The organism is Kiloniella laminariae DSM 19542, assembly GCF_000374005.1.
In the GTDB taxonomy this organism is placed as follows: Bacteria; Pseudomonadota; Alphaproteobacteria; order Kiloniellales; family Kiloniellaceae; genus Kiloniella; species Kiloniella laminariae.
This window is the reverse complement of the sequence record NZ_KB893134.1, coordinates 364534-387428: the sequence shown is the minus strand read 5'-3', so window position 1 is coordinate 387428 and position 22895 is coordinate 364534. Positions and strand designations below refer to the sequence as shown.

Below are 22895 nucleotides of genomic sequence, written 5' to 3'. Positions count from 1 at the left end.
AGCAGTGTCTTATTCTTAGCATTTGAGACCAAGAGCGGCGGGCCATCCCGCCGCTCTTTTCACATTCTTGCGCTATTCTATCCGCCAAAGGCTATCCGGCTTTGATCTTGTCTCAAATCCGCGCCTAAACTCTCCGCGACATCAATCCCGTGGAAGAAAAAAGATGACTGCTGTAACCGCCCCCGACAAAGATCTTCTTACCCTTGGCCTCGCCCAGATCACCCCGGTCTGGCTTAACCGTGACGCCACACTTGCCAAGATTGCCGACTATGTATCCCAGGCTGCGGATCAGGACTGCGATCTGGTCGGATTTGGCGAAGCACTGGCACCCGGCTATCCCTTCTGGCTTGACCGTACCGACGGTGCCCGTTTCAACTCGGACATCCAGAAAGAAATTCATGCCCGCTATCTCGATGAAGGTGTGTCCATCGAGCGCGGCGATCTCGAACCTCTTTGCAAGCTGGCTAAAGAACGTCAAATCGCGATCTATCTTGGCGTCATGGAGCGCCCCCAGGATCGCGGCGGCCACAGCCTTTATTGCACCCTGGTCTATATCGACAAACAGGGACAGATCGGGTCAGTACACCGCAAGCTGATGCCTACCTACGAAGAACGCCTCTGCTGGGCTGCTGGCGACGGTCACGGCCTGCGCACCCACGCTCTGGGGGAGTTCACGGTCGGAGGGCTGAACTGCTGGGAAAACTGGATGCCGCTGGCAAGGGCCTCGCTCTATGCCCAGGGCGAAGACCTGCATTTCTCCTGCTGGCCCGGTGGCTCTCACAACACCGTTGACCTTCCCGGTTTTATTGCCAAGGAATCCCGCTCCTACGTCATGTCGGTTTGCGGTCTGATGCGTCTGCAGGATATCCCGGCAGATGTGCCACATCGAGACCTCATCATGGGTCAGGACACCCGCGGCTTCCTCGCCAATGGCGGGACCTGTCTGATGGGGCCCGATGGCCAGTGGGTAATCGAGCCGATCATCGGTGAAGAGCGCCTGGCCGTTGCAACGATTGATCACAAGCTTGTACGGCGGGAACGACAGAACTTTGATCCAGCCGGGCACTATTCCCGTCCCGATGTAACCCGCCTGACTGTTGACAGAACCCGCCAATCCACTCTCGTGATCAAAGATCAGGCTTAATAAAGATCAGATTCTCTAATGCAGAAGGCGGTCACCTTGTGGCTGTTCTTCTGCAGGATCCGTTTTTTGTAATTTGTTCAATGGATCAAAACGCAGGCGTTCTTTAGGGAAGGACAATGTAACAGTGGTTCCCTGCCCTGGTTCACTTTCCAGCTCGATCGTCCCCCCGTGCATTTCCATCAGGTTGCCGACAATATGCAGACCCAATCCGGTTCCTTCCTGCTTGCGGGTCAGACTGTCACCCACCTGGACAAAAGGCTCCATAACCCGCTTTAAATCTTTCACCCCAATGCCAATACCCGTATCCCGTACCGAGAGGAACAAGCCATTCTGGAGCGAGATTGATGCAGAAACCATGATTTTTCCACCCTCCGGCGTAAATTTGACCGCATTGGAGAGCAGATTGATCAAGACCTGTTTAACCCGGCGGGGATCGGCAAAAAGAAACGGAAGATCCGGAGGGAAGTGAGTACTGATGTTAAGATCACTGCTCTCGGCCCTCGCAGCCACGATCTGGATACTGGCCCGGGTAATTTCCTGCAGGTCAAAGCTGGCTTCCCGTAATTCGATTTCTCCAGCTTCCAGCTTTGATACGTCCAGAACATCATTCAGAACCTCAAGCAAGTGAACACCCGCTGAGTGAATGTCCGTGCAGTATTCAACATAACGCTCTTGCCCCAAAGGTCCGAATATCTGTTTCTTCAGCAGTTCCGAGAAACCGATAATACAGTTCAGCGGCGTGCGCAGTTCATGGCTCATGTTCGCCAGAAATTCAGTTTTGGCCCGGTTTGCCAGCTGCTCTTGTTCCATGGTTTGCAACAGGCGCTGTTCTGTCTTGATTCGGTTATCCAGCTCCTGTTCCAGCTCTCGGGTGCGTAAACTTACCCGTTGTTCCAGTTGTCTATTGGCTTCCGCCAGAGCTGCAGCTGACTTATGTTGTTCGGTAATATCGGTATAGGTCGTGACAAAGCCATCAGACACAGGATGACCGGAAATTTCTATCACCCGGCCATCCCGCAGTTTCCGGATAAAGCGATGGGACTTGAAACGGGCTGCCAGCTCCATGCGATCCGCCACCAGCAACTCGACATCTCCGGCACCGTACTCTCCTCTTTCCGCGTTAAAGCGGAACAGTTCCGACAGGGCGATCCCCGGCCTGAGCTGTTCGGGGGGGAATTCCATCACCTCGCAAAAGCGTTCGTTCCAGAGCACCAGATCCAGATTATGATCGAACAGGGAGATTCCCTGGCTGATACTCTCCACCACAACCTTTAACTTGGCGGCGATGGTCTCCAGCCCTCCCGCACAGTAAGGCGTTGCGTCTGTCACAACCAGACTAAGCCCCCCTCCGGACAGATCGGCCATTGTCAGCTGCACCATTTTTTTTGTCTGAAGCAGGATCACCACCGGCTGCTGCTTGCTGAAAAGCTCCTGGCACTGTTCAAGACCGCTGATCCTGTTTTCACCCTTGATTTCACCCTTGATTTCAGCCGTCTCCTCCCCCAGACAATATTTCAAAATCTGATCCAGCCCGGTGCCGCCCTGGACAAACCTGTCAGGCAGGCCAAGAAATATCTGGAAATCGGCATGACAGCCGATCAGGCATCTGTCCCGGTCAAAAAAAGCGATTGTCTGTTTTGGCAAATACAACGGATTTTCTGTGGTCGTAAGGCCTGACTTTATGCTCATTCAAAGTATCTCGTCATGGTAAGTACATACCCTTGCAAATATCTGCTGTTGTTATCAGGGCCTGATTTTTCACGCGTTTTTGTTCGCGCGACCATGCAACGCAAGCGATCATCATACTTTCAGCTTTATTAATAAATTCTCTCATTTGGTGTAAATACATAAAACTCTGGTTGTAAACAGGGGCTGCAAACTCTGGCGACAGAATGACTTGACGCAAAGCAGGAAAAAACTGTTTGATAAAGTTCCTGCATCCAAACTCGACAGAAGTAACCTTCCCCTTTCCTGCCCAGTGAGCCCGTCATGACCCGTCTTGATCTCGATTTTATCCGCGCCCAGTTTCCTGCTTTTGAAGAACCTTCTTTGCAAAACTGGTCCTTTTTCGAGAATGCCGGCGGATCCTATGCCTGTAGCCAGGTGATTGAACACCTGACCCGTTATTATCGGCAAACCAAGTTACAGCCCTATCATCCCTTCCCTGCCTCCGAACGGGCCGGACAGGAGATGGACCACGCCCTAGCCAAACTCGCCGCCTATCTGAATGTTGGGGAGGACGAGATCGATCTCGGCCCCTCCACCAGCCAGAACACCTATGTTCTGGCCCAGGCGTTTAAGGCAATTTTGCAACCCGGAGACGAAATCATTGTCACCAATCAGGATCACGAGGCCAATTCCGGATCCTGGCGACGTTTATCCGAAAGCGGGATTATCATCCGGGAATGGCAGATTGACCCCCAAACAGGATATCTCGATCTCAAAGACCTCGACCGGCTTCTTGGCGACAAAACCCGACTGGTGACCTTTCCGCACTGCTCGAATATTATTGCCCAAGTCAACCCGGTTGCAGAAATCACCCGCCGGGCACATGCAGTTGGTGCCCGTGTAGTGGTTGATGGTGTTTCCTACGCAGGACACGGCTTTCCAGATGTCACTGCTCTCGAGGCTGATATTTATCTGTTCTCACTTTATAAAACCTTTGGCCCGCATCAGGGATTGATGGTTGTCCGAAAAGAAACCCGGGATGCCCTGGCCAACCAGGGGCATTTTTTCAACGCAGGTCTTGTCCACAAACGCCTCACCCCGGCCGGACCGGATCATGCCCAGATTGCTGCATCCGGTGGTATTGCCGACTATTTTGATGCGGTACATGCCCACCACTTCAAGGATCAACCGGACAGGGCAAAACGAGGACACCAGATTCACGACCTCTTCCAGGCACAAGAAAAAGCCCTGATGATGCCTCTCCTCGAATATATCCGCGGACGCAACGATATCAGGCTCCTCGGCCCGGACACTGCGGCAGACAGGGCTCCGACAATTTCCATGGTTGTTAAAGGGGACGGCCGCGCCGCTGCTGAAAAACTGTCGAAACACGGTATAATGGCCGCCGGAGGCCACTTCTATTCCTACCGGCTTTTCCAGGGAATGAACCTCGACCCGGAAGCCGGGGCCCTGCGCGTTTCCTTTGTCCACTACACCAGCCCCAACGACATAGAAAAACTGCTCAAGGCACTGGATGCAACGCTTTAATGTTTCAGACATAACGCATCTACAAAAAAATCACAGTCTCAGGACGCCCGCAGCTTCTCAGTTTTTTTATCGAAAATTTCTTGCCGAGGAACTCATGCCTGAACAGGCTTCCCTATAGCTTTACACCTCTGGACCCCTGTTCAGAGTTCCGTATGAACCCGGTATCCCGGCGCATAGGCCAGGTGCACGAGGGTAACCGGGATATCCGCATTCCAGGTTGTGCGGTCGATCACAAAGATTGCCGCCCCTTCTTTAGTCTCTAGCAACTCGGCCTCAAGTTCCGTGGCGTTAGCTGCAGAAAACGTAATATCCCCACGGGTAAAGGGCGCATTCTGGACCAGCCATTCATTGGCATCGATGGTCAGGAAATCAACCGCCCGGATTGCTTCGATGGCCGAGATATTGACCCAGCGATCTTCATATAAAAAGGGATTGTTATCCGCATAGTGCAGCGTACGAATATGCAGCATCGGCAGCTTCCCGGACAGACCAAGCCTTGTCGTCACGGCCACGGGCGGCAAGGTTTCTTCCCGTTCGAGAATAGCATGACGCCAGCGCCATCCGCGCTGCTCAACTTCCTGTCGGGTAATGGGAATTTCAAGCGTTGCCTTGCGTGTCGGGTTCAGCGCAACACGGGTCCCGGCCTTGCGCCGCCGCTCGACAAGACCGGCCTCGGCAACTTCACGCAAAGCCCGGTTGACCGTGGCTCTGGCACAACCGAATTCCTCGGCCAGATCAACCTCGTTGGGGATTTGGTCCCCGGGCAACCAGACACGCTCGACAATCCGGCGCATCACCTCCGCCTTGACGCTTTGCCAGCTGTTGATTTCCTGCCTTGTCAAACTCTGTCTCTAAGCGATTGCATGGTCTTTTTGTAACGGGCAACAAGGGCATCATGTTTGATGTGTCGCCCTTCTTTTACCAGGTGACGGCCAGCAGACCAGACATCCGTAATCATGCGGTCATCACCGGCAAAGATATAGCTGTCCAGCAGTGCATCCCCTTCTTTGCCAAGAAGATCTACAGCACTGGCATCCAGAGCAAAAAGATCGGCGATCATCCCTGCTTTCAAAACTCCCGCGTTCCGCTGTCCGGCCTGGGCTCCACCCTGAACGGCACCATCAAGCAGTACTCGCCCTGTTGATTTCTCGGCTGTCGCCAAAACCGCACGGCCCCGATCCCGCAACCGCTGAGAATATTCCAGCGTCCGCAGTTCTTCAGACAGGGAAATCCGGATATTGGAGTCAGAACCGATCCCGAATTTTCCTCCATTTGAGAGATAGCGAACCCCGTCGAAGATTCCGTCACCAAGACTGGACTCCGTAATCGGACAAAGTCCGGCTACAGCGCCTGATCTGGCAAGTTTTTCGGTTTCATGCGGCTCCATATGCGTTGAATGAATCAAACACCAGCGACTGTCGACTTCATGGTTCTCAAGCAGCCATTCCATTGGACGTTTGCCCCAGGCCGCCTGAATTTCCTCGATTTCCGCTGTTTGCTCCGCAATATGCATATGCAACGGAGCTTTCGGGGCCAGCCCGGTTGCAAAGGTCAGTCCTTCCTGACTGACAGCGCGCAGAGAATGCGGCGCAACACCCAGTCGGCTATCACCTGGCAAGAAACCAAGTGCCTTATCTGCGGCTTCGAACAGTTTCTGGAAACGCCCGGGGGTGTTGCCAAAACGGATTTGCCCGGGCCCAAGGGCACGACCATCACAACCGCCGTGTTCGTAAAGCACTGGCAAGAGGGTCAGGCCGATCCCGGTTTCCGCCGTCGCAGCGACAATGCGATTGGAGAGTTCCCCAATATCTTCATAGGCAATACCGCCAGCCTGATGATGGACATAGTGAAACTCGCAAACCGCTGCGTAGCCGGCCTCCAGCATCTCCATCTGGACAAAGCCTGTGATGGCTTCGATGTCATCGGGGGTCAGGTGATCCAGAAAACGGTACATCAGCTTGCGCCAGGTCCAGAAACTGTCCCGGGGGTCCTGGCCACGGGTTTCTGTCATACCGGCAAGAGCACGCTGGAAAGCATGACTGTGCAGATTGGTCGGCGAGGGCAAGAGAATGCCGCAACGCTGTCCTTTGGCAAGACAATCGGACTCCACAGCTGCAATCACACCATCATCCCCGATGGTCACCTGCACATTTTTTTCCCAGCCTCTGTCGGTCAGCGCCTGTTCAGCCCATAAATGTCTCACTCTGCTTCTCCCGGTCATCATCTTGACAAAACATTATGTGCAGACATAATACAAAAAAGTTCATCCTAATCAAGCCAGTTCGCAAGCGAGATTCCCTATGCCCTCCTCCAGCCCACATCCCTCGACCCCAACTGCTGTAACAGTGACAAGAGGAAGCAGTCCGGTGGTTCTCGGCATGCCTCATACCGGCACATGGCTCCCTGCGGATATACTGGAAAAGCTGAATCAAACCGGGAAAATGCTGACGGACACCGACTGGCACATAGACCAGCTCTACAGCGGGTTGTTACCGGAAGTAACAATCGTCAAAGCCAATTTCCATCGCTACGCCATTGATGCCAATCGTGATCCCGGCGGGGTCAGCCTCTATCCCGGCCAGAACACGACAAGTCTCTGCCCGCTCACCGACTTTGATAACCAGCCAATCTATCTTGCTGGCCAGGAACCGGATGCTGATGAAATCGAACGCAGACGCACTCTGTTTCACAGTCCGTATCATGAAGCACTTGCCACTGAGCTGGAACGGGTTCGCCAGCTTCATGGCACAGCCATTCTTTATGACTGCCACTCCATCCGCTCGCATATTCCTTTTCTATTTGACGGCAAACTGCCTGATTTTAGTATCGGCACCAATCATGGCGAGACTTGCCACGCCCTGATTGAACAGGTCGTTAAAGATATTTGTCAAAAAGCCGAAGGATTCACGACTGTCCTTAACGGACGCTTCAAGGGCGGCTGGACCACACGCCACTACGGGCAACCCAAAACAGGAATTCACGCAATCCAGATGGAACTGACCCAGACAACCCATCTGGCAAGGGAACAGCTCCCCTTTGACTACGACAAGGCCAAGGCTGATCTCCTTCGTCCGCATCTACGGGAAATCCTTGATCAGCTTACTCAGCTTGTTCTTTCAGGCAGCCTGCGTTCCTGAGCCAGATTCTCCTGATTTACAGAGCCGGATCAGCCTGAAGATATTTTTTGATGATTCTGGCAATCGTGCCATTGCTGCGCAGTCTCTCTGTTGCCGTGATCAAGCGGGCTCTCTGATCAGAAGAAACCTTCCCCGGCTGACACATCACCCACATGGGCGCGGAAGAAAAAATCAGGGGAAGACCAATTCTTTCCGGCTCTATTTCCGCCCGCTGCATATTAAAAAGCAGGCTGTCATAGGCTCCAACAACAGCATCAACCCGGTCAAATTTGAACAAGACACTACTCAGATCATAACTATCGGTCAGAATTTTTTTCAATCTGATATCATGATCAAAGGGGTCACCGACAAAAACGCCTCTCGGCACCGCAATTTTTAAACCGACCAGATCTTCATACTTTTCCAATAGAACCGATTTTTTCGGGATGGCACCCAGCTGAATATCCTTGCCGATAGGCGCAAGCTTGTCATACCGGGCTTCAGGAATAGGAACCCGGGCAAGAATGGCACAGCTCGCGGCCCCTTCATCAAGAGCCTTGAAAAGCCGCAAGGTTGGAAGAACAGAATTGGTTCCTGCTACTCCAGCTTCTTCCATCAGACTGTTGGTAATTTCAAACAGATAACCTTCGGGCTCGCCCGCACTGGAAAAATACCCTTAGGGCGGGTGATCCAGAGTGACAAAATTGATCACATCGCCTTGGGTCTGAACTGGTTCTTGGGCACGAACCGGAAAACTCAACACAAGAAAAACCAGAGTCAGCAACAGAAAAAAGATACAATAACAATCAGAAAACCGCCTGATAACGAATGCAGCAACAACCCGTTTCTCACATGCAGACAATATCAGCTTCCCGTCCAACACTTATTTCAGATCAAGGTTTTTCCGGCTCATCCAGACACACTCATCCAACCTTGAGAAACTGTACCACACTAATTCTTAACCAGTCCCCAAGCGCGATTAGCTCACATAACATCTATCTTAATCACATCTTTTTTCTGTTTATTGACCTACATCAAGGGCAGCCCCCTTCGACAGGCAGAAGATCCCCTTGTCAGGACTTAATGGATGCGAAGGGAGTTGTCGCGTGCCAGACCAAAAGGCGTGGGCTCAGGATACCAGAACTTTACAGCGCGGTCCAAACGCCGTCGCCCTAACGCCCGCTTTCTCACAAGGCGCCGTCCTGCTCCATACCCTGGCTTCCCTGCTTGTGGTCCTCTTTTTATATTTTTTTCTCAGCACCACAGGTCTGGCCAAAAGCGCAAACGACGCGGGTCAGTCCGGGAATTTTGCCAAATATAGCAGCAAGATCACCGCAGAAGAACTTTTCCCCGGAGCCAGCAAACTCGAACCCGTCGCCGCGACACCTCCCTACGCCAAAATCATTGCAGATGGCGAGGAGGTCGGTTTTGCCTACCTCAACACCGACTTTGTCAATGCAACAGGCTATTCCGGTAAACCCATTCACGTCATGGTCGGCATTGATCTCAAGGGCACAATTACCGGCACAAAACTGGTAAAGCACAGCGAACCCATCGTTCTGATAGGTATTCCGGAAAAAAAGATCACCAACTTCATGGCGGGTTACAGCGGTATTGATGCTGTTGCCCGTACCGGCAAAGGACGGGATGCCGGTGAAGTGGATATGATCAGCGGCGCCACAGTCACCATCATGGTGATCGAGGATTCAATTTTTCGCTCTGCCATCAAGTTTGCCCGTCACATCGGTCTGGGCGGGCTAGCTGCTGCCCCCGCGCAAGGGCCGAGTGAACGTCGGACAGTGGACCGAACCCAGACAACCCCGGTCGATTGGGATACTCTGCTTGGCAACGGCGCGATCAGGCACCGGGTTATTACGCTTGATGAAATCAACGCAGCCTTCGCCGAATCCGGTAATGTCATTGCCGCCCAAAGGCCGGAAAAGGGCGACCCGGAAGAAATATATATTGATCTTTACCTTGCTCCGGTTTCCGTTCCCGTCATCGGCCGAACCCTGCTTGGTGAAGCCGAATACCAGAACCTGCTTGCCAGTCTGGAACCCGGTCAGGAAGCCGTCATGATTTTTGCCAACGGCAGATATTCTTTCAAGGGTTCTGGTTATGTCCGTGGCGGGATCTTTGACCGCTTTCAATTGATCCAGGGCGAAAACAGTGTTCGCTTCCGCGATAAACTTCATACTCGTATTGGTGATCTCGAAGCAGAAGGCACTCCGGATTTCAAGGAAATTGGTATTTTCAGAATCCCGACCAACGTTCCTTTCAACCCGGCTGAAACCTTCAGAATCGAACTCCTGGCCAACCGTGAAGTCGGGGCAATCAAGAAAGTATTTCTTGCCTTTGATCTGAGCTATGACCTGCCGGGCAGCTATGTCAAAGTTGAAAAACTGGCTACAGCCGTTCCCGACACTGTCGCTTCTCAAGAGAGCCAGGCTGATCTTTCTGAAGATGCCAGCCGGATTGCGCTCTGGAAACGGATGTGGGACCTGAAGCAGCTGGAGATTGTCGCCCTGTCTCTGGCACTGGCTGTCCTCACAGTAATTTTCTTTTTTCAGGACTGGCTGGTCAAGCACCCTCGACTGCTCGTCTGGACCCGAAATTCATTCCTGACCTTTACCCTGTTTTTTGTCGGATTTTATGCTCAGGCCCAGCTCTCTGTTGTCAACGTCCTTACTTTTTTCAACGCGTTACTGACGGATTTCAGCTGGAACTACTTCCTGATGGAACCGATGATTTTCCTGCTCTGGCTCTCCGTTGCCGGTGCTCTCCTGTTTTGGGGCCGCGGTGCCTATTGCGGCTGGCTTTGCCCCTTTGGCGCACTGCAAGAGCTTTTAAACCAGATCGCCAAACGCTGTCGGGTGCCACAGTTCGAGCTGCCATGGGGACTGCACGAACGTCTTTGGCCAGTGAAATATATCATCTTCCTCGCGCTGTTCGGCCTCTCGCTCTATTCCCTGCAAGATGCAGAACACTGGGCCGAGATTGAACCTTTCAAGACAGCCATCATTCTCAAGTTTGTCCGCGAATGGCCCTGGGTGCTTTTTGCCGTCAGCCTGCTGGCCGCCGGACTGTTTGTTGAACGTTTCTATTGCCGTTATCTCTGCCCTCTCGGTGCTGCCCTGGCAATACCCGGGCGCATGCGCATGTTCGAATGGCTGAAACGACACCCAAAAGACTGTGGCAAACCCTGCCAGACCTGCGCCAAGGAATGCATGGTCCAGGCAATTCATCCCACAGGTGAAATCAATCCGAACGAATGCCTGTACTGTCTGCATTGCCAGGTTGTCTATCATGACGACCACCGCTGCCCGCCAATGGTACAGAAACGCAAACGCAGCGAACGGCTTCAGGATATGCAAAGCAAAAGTGCAAACCTGATCAAGGGCGGCTGCCCTGCGGCTGAAATTCCCGATTTTATCGGCACAGATAACGCAGACGACAAGAAACAATCTGTTCACCCTGCCCGAAATCAAAAAAATCCAGGCAGCGAGGACAGAGCTGCTCCGGGCAACAAGCCCGAAGCAGCAGAACCGTCCCCATAGGGGGGACTGCACGCCAGACCTGTTGAGTGGTGAGACAAGCGACAGGCCGGCACATTAAAGAGGAGCACAGACATGTCTGAAAATAAAGGCCTGTCCAGAAGAGACCTGCTTGGCGGTTCCGCCAAGCTGGCCACCATCGCCGGTGTCGGAGCAGCAGCAGGAGCCACTGCCATCAACGGTCTCCCCAAAGCGGCCCAGGCTTCCAGCGGTAATTCGGCTTCGGTTGAACCAGGGCAACTGGATGAATACTACGGTTTCTGGTCCTCAGGCCAGGCTGGTGAATTGCGTATTATGGGTGTTCCATCCATGCGTGAATTCATGCGCATACCTGTATTCAACCGCTGTTCAGCAACCGGCTGGGGCGTGACCAATGAAAGCAAAAAAATTCTGACCGAAAATCTCTTGCCAAAAACCAGAAAGTTTCTGGAAACCCGTGGCGGAGACTATATGAACGGAGATCTGCATCATCCCCATATGTCCTTCACGGACGGGGCCTATGATGGCCGTTATATCTTTATGAATGACAAAGCAAACACACGTGTGGCTCGTGTTCGCTGCGATATCATGAAAGTCGACAAGATTATCGAAATCCCGAATGCATCCGACATTCACGGTTTACGCCCGCAAAGATATCCACGTACCGGATATATCTTTGCCAATGGTGAACACCGGATTCCCCTGCCAAATGACGGGTCTGTTCTGGATGACCCGAGCAAATACGTCGCGATTTTCAGTGCGATTGATGGCGACACGATGGAAGTCAAATGGCAGGTCAAGGTTAGCGGCAACCTTGATAACGTCGATGCAGATTATCAGGGTAAATATGCCATTGCTTCCTGTTACAATTCGGAAGAAGGCGTCAACCTTGCCGAAATGTCCTCTTCGGAACAGGATCACGCGGTTGTTTTCAATATCAAACGTATTGAAGAGGCCGTGGCAAAAGGAGACTACGAGGTCTACGAAGGTGGCGTGCCGGTGGTTGATGGCCGCAAGGGATCACCTCTGACAGCCTATATTCCGATCTCAAACAGCCCGCACGGTGTGAATGCCTCCCCCGACAAGCGCCACATTGTCGTCAATGGCAAGCTGTCTCCGACCGTTTCCGTGATTGATGTCGAGCTGCTTGATGACGTTTTTGAAGGCAAAATCGAACCAAGGGGAGCCATTGTCGCCGAGCCGCAGCTTGGTCTGGGCCCTCTGCATACAGCCTTTGATAACCGGGGCAATGCCTACACCACGCTTTTCCTCGACAGTCAGATCTGCAAGTGGGACCTGGATAAAGCTATTCGCGCCTACAAAGGGGAGGAGGTCGATCCTATCGTTCAAAAGCTGGATGTACATTACCAACCCGGGCACAACCATACCTCTATGGGGGAAAGTTCCGAAGCAGATGGCAAGTGGCTGGTTACACTTAACAAATTTTCAAAAGACCGCTACATCAATGTCGGCCCTTTGAAACCGGAAAACGATCAGCTTATTGATATTTCCGGTGATGAGATGAAAATCGTTCATGACGGCCCGACCTTTGCCGAGCCCCATGACTGTATCATCGTGCATCGCTCTGTTGTGAACCCTGCACACATCTACAAACGAGACGATCCGACCTTTGCCGATACCATTGCCATGGCTAAGGCGGACGGGGTTGATCCTGAAGATTGTCAGGATGTTATTCGTGATGGCAACAAGGTACGGGTCTATATGAACTCGGTAGCGCCGGAGTTCAGCCTTGAGAAATTCACCGTCAAGCAGGGGGACGAGGTGACAATCGTCATCACCAACCTGGATGACGTCGAGGATCTCACCCATGGCTTCACCCTTGCCAACTATGGCATCGCCTTTGAAATCAGCCCGCAACAGACCGCCTCTGCGACCTTTATTGCAGATCGGCCTGGTGTGCACTGGTTCTATTGTCAGTGGTTCTGTCATGCGCTCCACATGGAGATGCGCGGCCGGATGCTGGTTGAACCAGCCTGATCAACTCAATTAACAGAGTGAAAATCATGTCCTGTGCTCTCCCCGGAAAAACCCTCTCCTGCCGCAGCGTCCTTGCCCTTGGCTGCTGTCTGCTAGGGCTTGGGTTTCCTGGGGGGAGCCAGGCCGAGATTTTTCGGGTCTCTCCAGAATCTCTTCCCTTAACAGAGGTTCTGGAGAAAACCCGCGACGGCGACAAAATCATTCTTTCTCCAGGCACGTACAACGGCCCGGTCCTGATTGAGCAGAGCATCACGCTTCAAGGCGAAACCGGGGCCATTATTGACGGACAGACTAAAGGCCATACCATTGAGATTCTGGCCCCCAACACCGTTATATCCGGATTGAAGATCATCAATTCGGGTCAGGATCTCTCCCGTCAGGATTCAGGCATCTTTGTCAGCAAATCAGCCCACGGAAGCCGGGTCGAGAACAATCACCTTCAGAATAATCTGATCGGGGTCTACCTCTGGGGACCGAAGCAGGCCGGGGTGAAAAACAACCTGATTGAGGGGCTGAAAGTCCTGCAGGTCAATGACCGGGGCAATGGCATCCAGATCTGGAATTCTCCCGGTTCTGTGGTTGAAGGCAACACCGTGCGCTATGGCCGCGATGGTATCTTCACCAACACCAGCAAGAACAACATATTTCGAAACAATACTTTCGAACAAACCCGTTTTGCCATCCATTATATGTATACCAACGACAGCGAGGTCTCCGGAAATGTTTCGCGGGGAAACGATGTTGGCTTTGCCCTGATGTTTTCAAAAAAACTCACGGTAAAAAACAATCACTCGATCAATGACCGGGAACATGGCTTTGCCCTGAACTACGCCAACCAGTCGCTTTTCGAAGGCAACCAGGTACAGAATGGCGGCGTGAAATGTGTGTTCATCTATAATTCCAGCAAAAACCGTTTTCGCCGCAACCATTTTGAAGGCTGCGAAATCGGCATCCACTTCACCGCTGGCTCGGAAAGAAACTTCGTCACTGAAAATGCCTTTATCAACAATCAGCACCAGGTCAAATATGTCGGAACCCGCAGTCTCGACTGGTCTGAAAACAACCGGGGAAATTACTGGAGCGACAACCCGTCTTTTGATCTCAATGGCGACGGTATTGCCGACAGTGTCTATCGCCCGAACGATGTGCTCGACCATGTGATCTGGGCCTATCCCTCGGCCAAGCTCCTGATCAATTCACCCGCACTCGAAATTCTGCGCTGGTCACAATCCCAGTTCCCTTCGCTGCAACCCGGAGGAGTCTATGACAGCGCCCCGCTGATGACTCCGCCCGAAATTTCTGCCCTCCTGATCTCCGGGCCAGATGAAAANCCTCCTGCCACAAAGGCGCCCTTTCAATGACAGACAGCAACAGCATCTCTCTCAATCAGGTCAGCAAGTGGTACCCCTCTCACAAGGCGGTAAGCGATGTTGATCTCTTTGTTCCCGAAGGCTGCCTTATGGCTCTGGTCGGTCACAATGGCGCGGGTAAAACAACGCTAATGAAACTGATCCTTGGATTAATCAGACCAACAGCAGGCAACCTGACCATTCTGGGCAAGGATCCCTGCGACCGGGACGCGTTTAACCGACGCGAAGGAATTGGCTTCCTGCCCGAAAACGTCTCTTTCGAGCCAAACATGACAGGCCGGGAGCTGATTCGTTTTTATGCCCGGCTTAAACACGAGAGTGACAAACGCTGTTTTGAACTGATGGAAACTGTCGGTTTGGGCGCGGCGATTGATCGGCGCCTCAAAACCTACTCCAAGGGGATGAAACAGCGCCTTGGCCTGGCCCAGGCGTTGCTTGGCAAGCCCCGCGTGTTGCTGCTTGATGAACCAACTTCGGGTCTCGACCCCGCGGCGCGTCACCAGTTTTATGACATCATCCGGGACCTGCGCCGGGAAGGCGTTACTATTCTGCTTTGTTCGCATGTATTGACCGAACTCGAAGCCCAGACCGATGCGGTGACCGTTATGAACTCCGGCCGTGTTGTTGCCTCCGGTTCACTGGAGCAACTGCGCGAACGCGCCGGGCTTCCCCTGAACATTCGTATTACCGTCAAGGAAGGCATGGCCGATAAGATTGCCTCTCCCTTGCGCAAACACCAGGCACAGATCACCCGCCTCAATGGCCGTCACCTTGAACTGGAATGTCCGCCACAGGCAAAAATGTTATTGCTGCGCCATCTCGGAGAACTCGGTTCCATTGTTGAGGATATCGAGCTTTCCAACAGTTCTCTCGACCAGCTTTATGCTGTCTTCAGTACCAGAAAGGAGGCCTGAGATGAACGCCATCTGGACCATTGCCGGAAAAGAGTTCAAAGATGCCCTGCGCAACCGCTGGATTCTTGCGGCAACCGCCCTGCTTGCCCTGCTAGCCCTCAGCCTCGCCTTTGTCGGAACTGCTCCCGTGGGCAGTGTACGAGCCAGCATGATGCAGGTTACCGTCATCAGCCTGGCAAGCCTTTCTGTCTTTCTGGTTCCTCTCATTGCCCTGATGCTCTCCTATGACACCATCGTCGGGGATATAGAGCGCGGCTCCATGCTGCTGCTCATGACCTATCCAGTCAGCCGGTGGCAGCTGATCTTTGGCAAGTTTCTGGGCCACAGCTTTATTCTCTCTCTCGCCACCATTGTTGGCTATGGTTCCGCGGGGGTTCTGATTGCCGCGAGCGCAGAATCCACCTCGGCACAGGACTGGGCGGCCTTTGCCGGATTAATCGGCTCAACCGTCCTGCTCGGCAGCGCTTTTATCTCGCTGGGATATCTTCTCAGCGTCGTTGTAAAAGAGCGGGCCACAGCCATCGGCCTCGCTGTCGCTGTCTGGCTTTTCTTTGTTCTGCTCTACGACATGGCCGTTCTGGGTATCCTTGTGGTCGATCAGGGAGAAACCCTGAAGGCCGATCTGGTTAATCTGCTTTTGCTGTTCAACCCGGCCGATTCTTTCCGCCTGCTCAACCTCACCGGGTTTGACAGTACCGCAGCCCTTTCAGGCATGTCCTCCATTGCTGGCCGGGCAATCCTGCCACCCTGGTTTGCCCTGGCTGCCCTGAACGCCTGGATCATGATCCCCTTCACCATCTCGGGCTTTCTCTTTTCGCGGAGAGAACTATGATTTTCTCATCTGCTCTTTATCACTTTCTGCCCAAATTCCTCAGTCTGTTTCTGGGCACCGTTCTTCTTGCTGGCTGTTTTGACCAGGAAGAAGCTAAACGTCCGGATCCAGCGACCATGACCTCGGAAGACCAGAGTTATTTCTGTGGCATGACCGCAGCCGGGCATCCCGGCCCCAAGGCCCAGATTCACCTTCTTGGCAAAGATACCCCGCTGTGGTTTGCCGCCACACGAGATGCTGTCGGGTTTCTGCGTCTGCCTGACGAAAATAACGAGATTACGGCCATTTATGTGACTGATATGGCCAAGGCCGACTGGAACCACCCGGACTCCGGGCCCTGGATTGCCCTGGAACAGGCGACGCTCGTGATCGAAAGTCAGCAACGCGGCGGCATGGGAGCCCCGGCCGTGATCCCCTTTTCAAGTTCCTCAGCGGCCCGGGATTTTATCCAGCAGAACGGCGGGCGCATTGTCGCGCTGGACGATATACCCAGCGACTATGTTCTGGGCATGGTCGATATTCCCGATAACCCGGATCTTTCCGGCTTTCAATGACAGACGATTTTAAACACTTATCAGCAAGGTGCCCGTCATGCGCTCTCCCCTGAACAGAAGACGTTTCCTGCAGATCGCAGCCACTGCCTCTCTTGTCAGCGCTCTGCCCGTTTCCGGATTACGTGCAGCAGCAGATCTGCACCGCTGGCACGGGCGGGCACTTGGTGGAGAAGCCGAGATTATCCTGCCGCGGCGACCAGATTCAGAAAAACTCGCTCTGAAGTTGGCTAACGAAATCAAACGGCTCGAGAAAATTTTCAGCCTCTATGACAGCCGATCAGAAATTTCCCGCCTGAACCGGGCAGCAGAGATAGCGAACCCCTCACCCGAATTTTACGAGCTGCTCGAACAGGCCCGGTATTTTTCCCGGCTGACGGATGGAAGCTTCGACATCACGGTCCAGCCGCTCTGGGATCTTCATATGCAGGCAGATCGCTTCCCCCGCAGCTCTTTCCCGAGACTGGAGCAGTCAGTTCACGAATTGGTCGATTATCAAAAACTGAATCTGCAGAAACACCGGGTTTCTTTTGCCCAAAAAGGCATGGCCATCACGCTCAACGGTATTGCCCAGGGGTATATCACCGACAAAATTACCCGGATGCTTGTCGCTGAAGGCTATGACAACTGCCTTGTAAACCTCGGTGAAATCCGCGCATTGGGCCAGCATCCGGATCAGAGAGACTGGTCGATCCGTGTTGCCGCACCGGACCCTGCCACGCAAAAGCTCTTCTCGCTCAGCCTGCGTCCTGGCGAGGCGGTAGCCACCTCGGCCTCTCTCGGGACCGCCTTTCACGACGGAACAACACACCTGCTCGACCCGACAGCAGCAAAAAGGGCGTTGCCATATCTGACCCTCACTGTTGTTGCTCCTGACGCCACGACAGCTGATGCACTCTCCACCGGGTTTTCTTTCCTCAGCCAGGCAGAGATCGAAACAGCGATTTCATCTCTCGACAACATTACAGTGCATGCAACTGACAGGGGCGGGAAACCTCTCCCGCCCCTGATATCAGCTTCGCTCAAAGAGCAAATGTAATTTAGACCTGATACTGCCAGGTCGAGGGAATGTATCTGAAATTATCCCCCTCGCGCGCGACATGCCCCAGTCCGGGAAAGTCGAGGTGACTGCCAAGAACAGCAACGCGATCCGCAGCAACCCGGTCAAGCATCCGGCGGCGGGTCTGCTCGGCCTGGTCCATGTCTGTATCGAACACAACGCGCCAGTCCGGACGGGCAAACTGCAGTGCTGTGAAGTGGATAACATCCCCCCAGATCAACACTTCCTGCCCGGCAGACCGCAACAGGAAACCAGTGTGGCCAGGGGTATGGCCTGGCAGGGCCATGGCCTCGATCCCTGGTAGAATTTCCCCGTCTTTTTCAATCAGGGTCAGCCTTTTTTTGTAGGGTAAAGCCATTGCGCGGGAATGCAGCGAAATGTCCTGCATGGTTTTAGAAACTTTAGCCATAGCACCATCATCATGCCAGTAATCCCAGTCGGCCTTGTGAACAATCAGCTCGGCATTGGGGAACAGTGCTTTACCATCGATCGAGGAGATCCCCGAGATGTGATCAATGTGCATGTGGGTGATAAGAATAGCGTCGATAGATTCCGGTGCGATCCCTGCAGCACGCAAATTTTCAGGGAGCCTTCCCATCGTTGGGCCATACTTATCGGCAGTTCCAGAATCAACCAGCACCAGCTTGTCGCCTGTATTAATAACAAAACAATTCACTCCGATTCGCACTTTTTCTCCCGGTAAATCTCGGAATTGTGCCTGATACAGCTGGTCCACGACTTGCCGGTCAAATTCCGGAACCAAGGACGGGTCTGCATCAAAATATCCATCAAGCAACGCAGTCACTTCCAATGTCCCTACCGTAAAACGGTAAACACCGGCAGTCTGAACCGCTGCGCTCGGTGCCGCTGCAAAACTTGATCCGATCAGAGACCTCTCTCCTGCAACAGAGGACAAAAGCCCCGCCCCCGCCGTAACTCCGGCGGCAGCACCAACTGCTTTCAAAGACCCCCGCAACAGATTTCTTCTGGTCAATGTCATTGTTTCTACTCCATGTTTTATAAATGAGCGACTTATCAACCAAGATCTCTCTTGCGATAATTACCCCCTTAATATCGGAACTATTCGGTGGCAGGGCAGGGGTCTTTTGGCTATAGTCGATATAACGAATACTTATAGCGCGGAACCATGGATCAACTTCATCTCTTCAGAACGCTCATTGCCGCTATTGATGGTGGATCACTCTCCGCAGCAGCAAAGCTGCTTGGAATCAGCCAACCTGCCGCCAGCCAGCAAATCACCCTTCTTGAAAGCAAACTCCGCAAGGAACTGCTTTTCCGGACCTCACGCGGAGTCCGGCCAACCGAGGCCGGGAGATTGGTTTATCAATCCGCCAATACGATTATTGATCAGTTGAATATCTTGGAAGAGAATCTTGGGAGTCTTGACAATAGTCTGTCCGGGAAGTTGAGAATTACTGCGCCGCTCGCAATCGGACAGAAACTTATCGCCCCGATTGTCTTTGACATGCAGGCAAAGTATCCGGGTCTTGATATCACTCTTAAGCTCAATGATCTGCTAATGGATCTGGTCAGGGATCGCTTTGATCTTGCAATCCGGGTTGGCGCCCTGGGCAAATCCGAAGGCGTCGCGCGCAAGATCGGAGATCTCGACCTGGTCCTCGTCGCCTCGCCGGATTTTGTTAAAACTCATGGTAATCCCCGGGCTCCTGCTGATCTGACCGGCCTGCAGATGATACGCTATCGCGAAGACACTACCAAAAATCTCGAGCTGATACGGCAAGGAAAAAACTATTCCGCAGAGGTGGCAACCTCCTTCATCTTTGACAATACTGACGTTATTCTTAATGCCCTGTACCGGGGAATCGGTTTTACCAAATTCCCAAGGGTTCTGATTCAGAACCAGATTGAGCAGGGAGTTCTGGAACAGCTGTTGCCAGATTATCGGCTTCCTTCAAAGCCGATTTATCTGCTTTACCCCTCGCGGCAATCTCTGTCCCGCAGGGCTGAAGCCTTCATTGATCAGCTCTTGTGCCTTCTTTGCAAAACAGAAGGGATTACCCCTGCACGTGGCAACAGCTGGCGTGCGGCATAGAAGCGGAATTGTTGCCCGTAGGCTGAACCACCTTGTGTGAAAAACAAAAGGAAAGTGAAGGGTTTGAGAAACAACGCCAAAAAGACAAAACCCACCGCTTTAGGCGGTGGGTTTTGATGGTGGAGCCAAGGAGGATCGAACTCCTGACCTCTTCGCTGCCAGCGAAGCGCTCTCCCAGCTGAGCTATGGCCCCTTTTATCCGCCACATCTTTTGCGGATGCGGCGGAAAATATGATGTCTTTACCCTCTTGGCAAGAGAAAAATCTCTCCTGAACAGATAAAAATCATCTCATGGAAAACAGCGGGAATTAATCGTCGCTGATCCCGCCTGACTTGCCGCTAACCGTCTGAAGATCTTCATCATCATCATCGACGTTATCGTCATCGTCGAGATTCAGAAGCTCCTCATCATCCGGAAAGGAATCTGAATCCTCATCTACAAGGATATCGTCATCGTCTTCAGTGGCCGCAACAACGGCTTCCGCTTTTGCCTTGGCAGCACGACCGCGACGGCTACGTCCACCTTCCGGGTCGAACTCAACACCGCACTTCGGGCAGATGACAGGTGATTTTCGAAAATCGTAATACTTAGCATCACAGCTATGACAGGTATGTTTCTTACCCCATTCCGGCTTACTCACAGCCAGATCCTCCAGTCGTTAAGTCCGCTTTGGTAACAAAAATAGTCTTGATAAATTGCCTTTGCCATGATCACCGCAGACTGTCAACAAAGGGTGAAGGAACATTCGCTTTCTATGAAAAAATAATTATTTTGTAACAGGAGCCCAACAGGACAGTTTCAAGTCACTTATCTCGGAGAAAAACGACAGCTTCCAAATGATCTTGCTCTGGTAAAAGCCTGTTATCCTATGCTAAGAGGACGGTGAAATGCCCGGCTCCAGCAGGGAACAGTCAACAAAACAAAGGGACAGCCTTTCAAGCTCTGTATCAGAGATAACAGGGCAGGCCTTTCCGATTCACAGAAATGCAAACCATCTGATGAATCCATCGAACAGAAATTACGGAAGCAAAAATGACTCGCCATTCGTCGTTGTCCTCTACTCCTTGCGGCTCGCTAAAAGGAACATTTAAAGTTCCAGGCGACAAATCCATTTCCCACCGTTCCCTGATGTTCGGTGCCCTGGCTGTCGGCGAGACAAGAGTGTTTGGCATGCTTGAAGGAGAAGACGTCCTCGCCACGGCAAAAGCCATGGCCGCTTTGGGCGCCACTATCCACCGGGATGATGACGGCGTCTGGCACGTTGAGGGGCGCGGAATCGGGGGGCTCTGCGAACCGGAAGATGTTCTGGATATGGGGAACTCCGGGACCTCTGCCCGGCTGCTGATGGGGATTCTCGGCAGTCACCCAATCACCACTTTCATGACCGGTGACGCCTCCCTGCGCAAACGCCCGATGGGACGCGTTGCCGACCCGCTGGCTGAAATGGGCGCGCAGGTCTCCTGCCGTTCCGGCCAGCGCCTGCCCCTGATGGTACGCGGTGCAACAACTCCCATGCCGATCAGATACAAGCTTCCCATGGCTTCGGCCCAGGTGAAATCCTGTATCCTCCTGGCTGGCCTGAACACACCGGGTGAAACCACTGTAATCGAAACAGAACATACCCGCGACCACACCGAGTTGATGTTGCGTCACTTTGGTGCTGAAGTCCGGGTTGTTCAGACCAAAGAGGGCAGAGAAACCACAATCGTCGGACAGCCGGAACTGGTTGCCGCCGATGTGCTTGTTCCTTCCGACCCGTCATCCGCCGCCTTCCCGACTGTCGCAGCCCTGATCAATCCCGGTTCAGAACTGCGTCTGCCTGGAATCGGCATGAACCCGCATCGCAACGGCATCTACATTACCCTCAAGGAAATGGGAGCCGACATTACGCTGGAAAACGAACGGACTGAAGCGGGCGAACCCGTCGCAGATCTGCTCATCCGGGCCAGCAAGCTCAAGGGCATCACCGTCCCCGCCGAACGTGCTCCCTCCATGATTGATGAATATCCCGTACTTGCCGTTGCCGCTGCCTTTGCCGAGGGCAAAACAGTGATGCATGGCCTGGGAGAACTCAGGGTCAAGGAAAGTGATCGCCTTTCCGCCGTGGCCAACGGCCTCAAGGCCTGTGGCGTGACCTGCGAAGAGGGCGAAGACTTTCTCATCGTCGAAGGAAACGGCGATGCTCCTCTTGGTGGCGGCACAATCACAACCCATTTTGATCATCGCATCGCCATGAGTTTCCTGGTTCTGGGGATGGCCGCCCGGCAAAAAGTTACTGTTCTGGATGCAGAGGCCATCGATACAAGTTTCCCCGGTTTTGCCACTCTGATGAACAGTCTTGGTGCCGGAATCAGTTAGGACCCGATTTATCAATAGCAGGAACAGCTCGCTGGGTTTATCTTTCCCGCTTGCTACAGCACGGTTTTTAAGGACACAACTTTGCCAGTTATCGCCATCGACGGACCCGTTGCCTCGGGAAAAGGAACTCTGGCTCGCCGTCTGGCCGAATCACTTGATCTTGCTTATCTGGACACGGGATCCCTCTATCGGGCCGTTGCTTCCTGTATTCTGGAACGCGGCAGTGACCCGGACGACTCGATTCTCGCCGCCAAGGTTGCCGACACCCTGACAGCGGAAGATCTTGACCGGGGAGACATTCGCGATGAAAAAGTTGGCCAGGGCGCTTCTATCGTCGCCGCCAATCAGGAAGTCAGAAAAGCACTCCTGGAATTTCAGCGCAACTTCGCAAAAACCCCTCCTGACGGGCACTTAGGGGCGATTCTCGATGGCCGCGATATCGGAACGGTCGTCTGCCCGGATGCAGAAATCAAGCTTTTTATCTCGGCAACGCCGGAAGTCCGCGCCTTGCGTCGACATAAAGAGTTGCTAGGGCGCGGTGAAGAGTCTATATACGCCCGCGTACTGGCAGATTTGCGTGAACGTGATCAGCGGGATCGTAATCGTGACACGGCACCCCTGCGGGCTGCTGATGATGCGGTGATACTGGACACCAGTGACATGGATGCCGACAGGGCCTTCAAGGTGGCAAGACAGCTTATTAAAGAGCGTCTCTCACTCTGACAGGC

General features: G+C 53.2%; 19 protein-coding genes and 1 tRNA gene. 13 read left to right on the top strand and 7 right to left on the bottom strand.

Annotated elements, in window-relative coordinates; genetic code table 11:
* Nucleotides 1-163: 163 nt before the first annotated feature.
* Entirely contained in the window at nucleotides 164-1144 is a 981-nt protein-coding gene (locus tag B152_RS0101870; RefSeq protein ID WP_020590677.1) for a carbon-nitrogen hydrolase family protein, read from the top strand.
* 15 nt (nucleotides 1145-1159) lie between these two features.
* Here B152_RS0101870 and B152_RS22130 read toward each other — a convergent pair whose 3' ends face one another.
* Nucleotides 1160-2833 carry a sensor histidine kinase gene (locus B152_RS22130; RefSeq protein ID WP_083921768.1) on the bottom strand — a complete coding sequence of 558 codons (1674 nt, stop codon included), beginning with the start codon at nucleotides 2831-2833 and terminating at the stop codon, nucleotides 1160-1162.
* 300 nt (nucleotides 2834-3133) lie between these two features.
* Between B152_RS22130 and B152_RS0101855 the strand changes: the two genes are divergently transcribed.
* Nucleotides 3134-4360, top strand: a complete 1227-nt coding sequence (locus tag B152_RS0101855) for an aminotransferase class V-fold PLP-dependent enzyme (protein WP_020590674.1) — start codon at nucleotides 3134-3136, stop codon at nucleotides 4358-4360.
* 140 nt (nucleotides 4361-4500) lie between these two features.
* Here the strand turns inward: B152_RS0101855 and B152_RS0101850 are convergent, their stop codons facing one another.
* Both B152_RS0101850 and B152_RS0101845 read right to left on the bottom strand, forming a co-directional pair.
* The gene (locus B152_RS0101850) at nucleotides 4501-5202 is read right to left on the bottom strand and encodes a histidine utilization transcriptional repressor HutC (protein ID WP_026261197.1); all 702 of its coding nucleotides are present in this window, start codon (nucleotides 5200-5202) and stop codon (nucleotides 4501-4503) included.
* A complete protein-coding gene (locus tag B152_RS0101845) occupies nucleotides 5199-6563 on the bottom strand; it encodes a formimidoylglutamate deiminase (protein ID WP_020590672.1) in 1365 nt (454 codons plus the stop codon). Before B152_RS0101845 ends, B152_RS0101850 begins: the two co-directional genes overlap by 4 nt.
* 97 nt (nucleotides 6564-6660) lie before the next feature.
* Here B152_RS0101845 and hutG point away from each other — a divergent pair, with 97 nt between their 5' ends.
* Entirely contained in the window at nucleotides 6661-7497 is an 837-nt protein-coding gene (gene hutG, locus B152_RS0101840; RefSeq protein ID WP_051082926.1) for an N-formylglutamate deformylase, read from the top strand.
* A gap of 16 nt (nucleotides 7498-7513) precedes the next feature.
* Here the strand turns inward: hutG and B152_RS0101835 are convergent, their stop codons facing one another.
* Nucleotides 7514-8092, bottom strand: a complete 579-nt coding sequence (locus B152_RS0101835) for a transporter substrate-binding domain-containing protein (protein ID WP_020590670.1) — start codon at nucleotides 8090-8092, stop codon at nucleotides 7514-7516.
* 490 nt (nucleotides 8093-8582) lie between these two features.
* Between B152_RS0101835 and B152_RS0101825 the strand changes: the two genes are divergently transcribed.
* From B152_RS0101825 to B152_RS22125, 7 genes are all read left to right on the top strand, one after another.
* Nucleotides 8583-11033 carry a NosR/NirI family protein gene (locus B152_RS0101825; RefSeq protein WP_020590668.1) on the top strand — a complete coding sequence of 817 codons (2451 nt, stop codon included), beginning with the start codon at nucleotides 8583-8585 and terminating at the stop codon, nucleotides 11031-11033.
* 72 nt (nucleotides 11034-11105) lie between these two features.
* Nucleotides 11106-13007: a TAT-dependent nitrous-oxide reductase gene (gene nosZ, locus B152_RS0101820; RefSeq protein WP_020590667.1), complete on the top strand. Its 1902-nt coding sequence runs from the start codon at nucleotides 11106-11108 to the stop codon at nucleotides 13005-13007.
* A 26-nt stretch (nucleotides 13008-13033) separates the two neighbouring features.
* Entirely contained in the window at nucleotides 13034-14368 is a 1335-nt protein-coding gene (locus B152_RS0101815; RefSeq protein WP_020590666.1) for a nitrous oxide reductase family maturation protein NosD, read from the top strand.
* Entirely contained in the window at nucleotides 14365-15291 is a 927-nt protein-coding gene (locus tag B152_RS0101810; RefSeq protein WP_020590665.1) for an ABC transporter ATP-binding protein, read from the top strand. The genes B152_RS0101815 and B152_RS0101810 overlap by 4 nt, the downstream gene beginning before the upstream one ends.
* A 1-nt stretch (nucleotide 15292) precedes the next feature.
* The gene (locus B152_RS0101805; RefSeq protein ID WP_020590664.1) at nucleotides 15293-16123 is read left to right on the top strand and encodes an ABC transporter permease subunit; all 831 of its coding nucleotides are present in this window, start codon (nucleotides 15293-15295) and stop codon (nucleotides 16121-16123) included.
* Complete coding sequence (locus B152_RS0101800) at nucleotides 16120-16677, top strand: nitrous oxide reductase accessory protein NosL (protein ID WP_020590663.1); 558 nt, start codon at nucleotides 16120-16122, stop codon at nucleotides 16675-16677. Before B152_RS0101805 ends, B152_RS0101800 begins: the two co-directional genes overlap by 4 nt.
* Nucleotides 16678-16714: 37 nt before the next feature.
* Nucleotides 16715-17713 carry an FAD:protein FMN transferase gene (locus B152_RS22125; protein WP_020590662.1) on the top strand — a complete coding sequence of 333 codons (999 nt, stop codon included), beginning with the start codon at nucleotides 16715-16717 and terminating at the stop codon, nucleotides 17711-17713.
* A gap of 1 nt (nucleotide 17714) precedes the next feature.
* Here the strand turns inward: B152_RS22125 and B152_RS0101790 are convergent, their stop codons facing one another.
* Complete coding sequence (locus B152_RS0101790; RefSeq protein ID WP_020590661.1) at nucleotides 17715-18734, bottom strand: MBL fold metallo-hydrolase; 1020 nt, start codon at nucleotides 18732-18734, stop codon at nucleotides 17715-17717.
* 147 nt (nucleotides 18735-18881) lie between these two features.
* On the opposite strand from B152_RS0101790, the gene B152_RS22120 reads away from it, so the two are divergent.
* Nucleotides 18882-19808: a LysR family transcriptional regulator gene (locus B152_RS22120; RefSeq protein WP_020590660.1), complete on the top strand. Its 927-nt coding sequence runs from the start codon at nucleotides 18882-18884 to the stop codon at nucleotides 19806-19808.
* A gap of 117 nt (nucleotides 19809-19925) precedes the next feature.
* Here the strand turns inward: B152_RS22120 and B152_RS0101780 are convergent.
* Both B152_RS0101780 and B152_RS22115 read right to left on the bottom strand, forming a co-directional pair.
* Nucleotides 19926-20001 (bottom strand) — tRNA-Ala (locus tag B152_RS0101780).
* Between the two features lie 115 nt (nucleotides 20002-20116).
* Entirely contained in the window at nucleotides 20117-20449 is a 333-nt protein-coding gene (locus B152_RS22115) for a TIGR02300 family protein (RefSeq protein ID WP_020590659.1), read from the bottom strand.
* Between the two features lie 392 nt (nucleotides 20450-20841).
* On the opposite strand from B152_RS22115, the gene aroA reads away from it, so the two are divergent.
* Together aroA and cmk are read left to right on the top strand one after the other, a co-directional pair.
* A complete protein-coding gene (gene aroA, locus B152_RS0101770; RefSeq protein ID WP_026261194.1) occupies nucleotides 20842-22167 on the top strand; it encodes a 3-phosphoshikimate 1-carboxyvinyltransferase in 1326 nt (441 codons plus the stop codon).
* 81 nt (nucleotides 22168-22248) lie between these two features.
* On the top strand, nucleotides 22249-22890 hold the full coding sequence (cmk, locus tag B152_RS0101765; RefSeq protein ID WP_020590657.1) for a (d)CMP kinase: 642 nt from the start codon (nucleotides 22249-22251) through the stop codon (nucleotides 22888-22890).
* Nucleotides 22891-22895 lie beyond the last annotated feature (5 nt).

Coding starts and splice junctions, on each gene's coding strand:
- B152_RS22120 (WP_020590660.1), top strand. CDS start 18,882: ATGGATCAACTTCATCTCTTCAGAACGCTCATTGCCGCTATTGATGGT.
- aroA (WP_026261194.1), top strand. CDS start 20,842: ATGACTCGCCATTCGTCGTTGTCCTCTACTCCTTGCGGCTCGCTAAAA.
- B152_RS0101805 (WP_020590664.1), top strand. CDS start 15,293: ATGAACGCCATCTGGACCATTGCCGGAAAAGAGTTCAAAGATGCCCTG.
- B152_RS0101810 (WP_020590665.1), top strand. CDS start 14,365: ATGACAGACAGCAACAGCATCTCTCTCAATCAGGTCAGCAAGTGGTAC.
- B152_RS0101835 (WP_020590670.1), bottom strand. CDS start 8,092: ATGGAAGAAGCTGGAGTAGCAGGAACCAATTCTGTTCTTCCAACCTTG.
- B152_RS0101870 (WP_020590677.1), top strand. CDS start 164: ATGACTGCTGTAACCGCCCCCGACAAAGATCTTCTTACCCTTGGCCTC.
- B152_RS22125 (WP_020590662.1), top strand. CDS start 16,715: ATGCGCTCTCCCCTGAACAGAAGACGTTTCCTGCAGATCGCAGCCACT.
- nosZ (WP_020590667.1), top strand. CDS start 11,106: ATGTCTGAAAATAAAGGCCTGTCCAGAAGAGACCTGCTTGGCGGTTCC.
- B152_RS0101855 (WP_020590674.1), top strand. CDS start 3,134: ATGACCCGTCTTGATCTCGATTTTATCCGCGCCCAGTTTCCTGCTTTT.
- B152_RS0101800 (WP_020590663.1), top strand. CDS start 16,120: ATGATTTTCTCATCTGCTCTTTATCACTTTCTGCCCAAATTCCTCAGT.
- B152_RS0101790 (WP_020590661.1), bottom strand. CDS start 18,734: ATGACATTGACCAGAAGAAATCTGTTGCGGGGGTCTTTGAAAGCAGTT.
- B152_RS22130 (WP_083921768.1), bottom strand. CDS start 2,833: ATGAGCATAAAGTCAGGCCTTACGACCACAGAAAATCCGTTGTATTTG.
- hutG (WP_051082926.1), top strand. CDS start 6,661: ATGCCCTCCTCCAGCCCACATCCCTCGACCCCAACTGCTGTAACAGTG.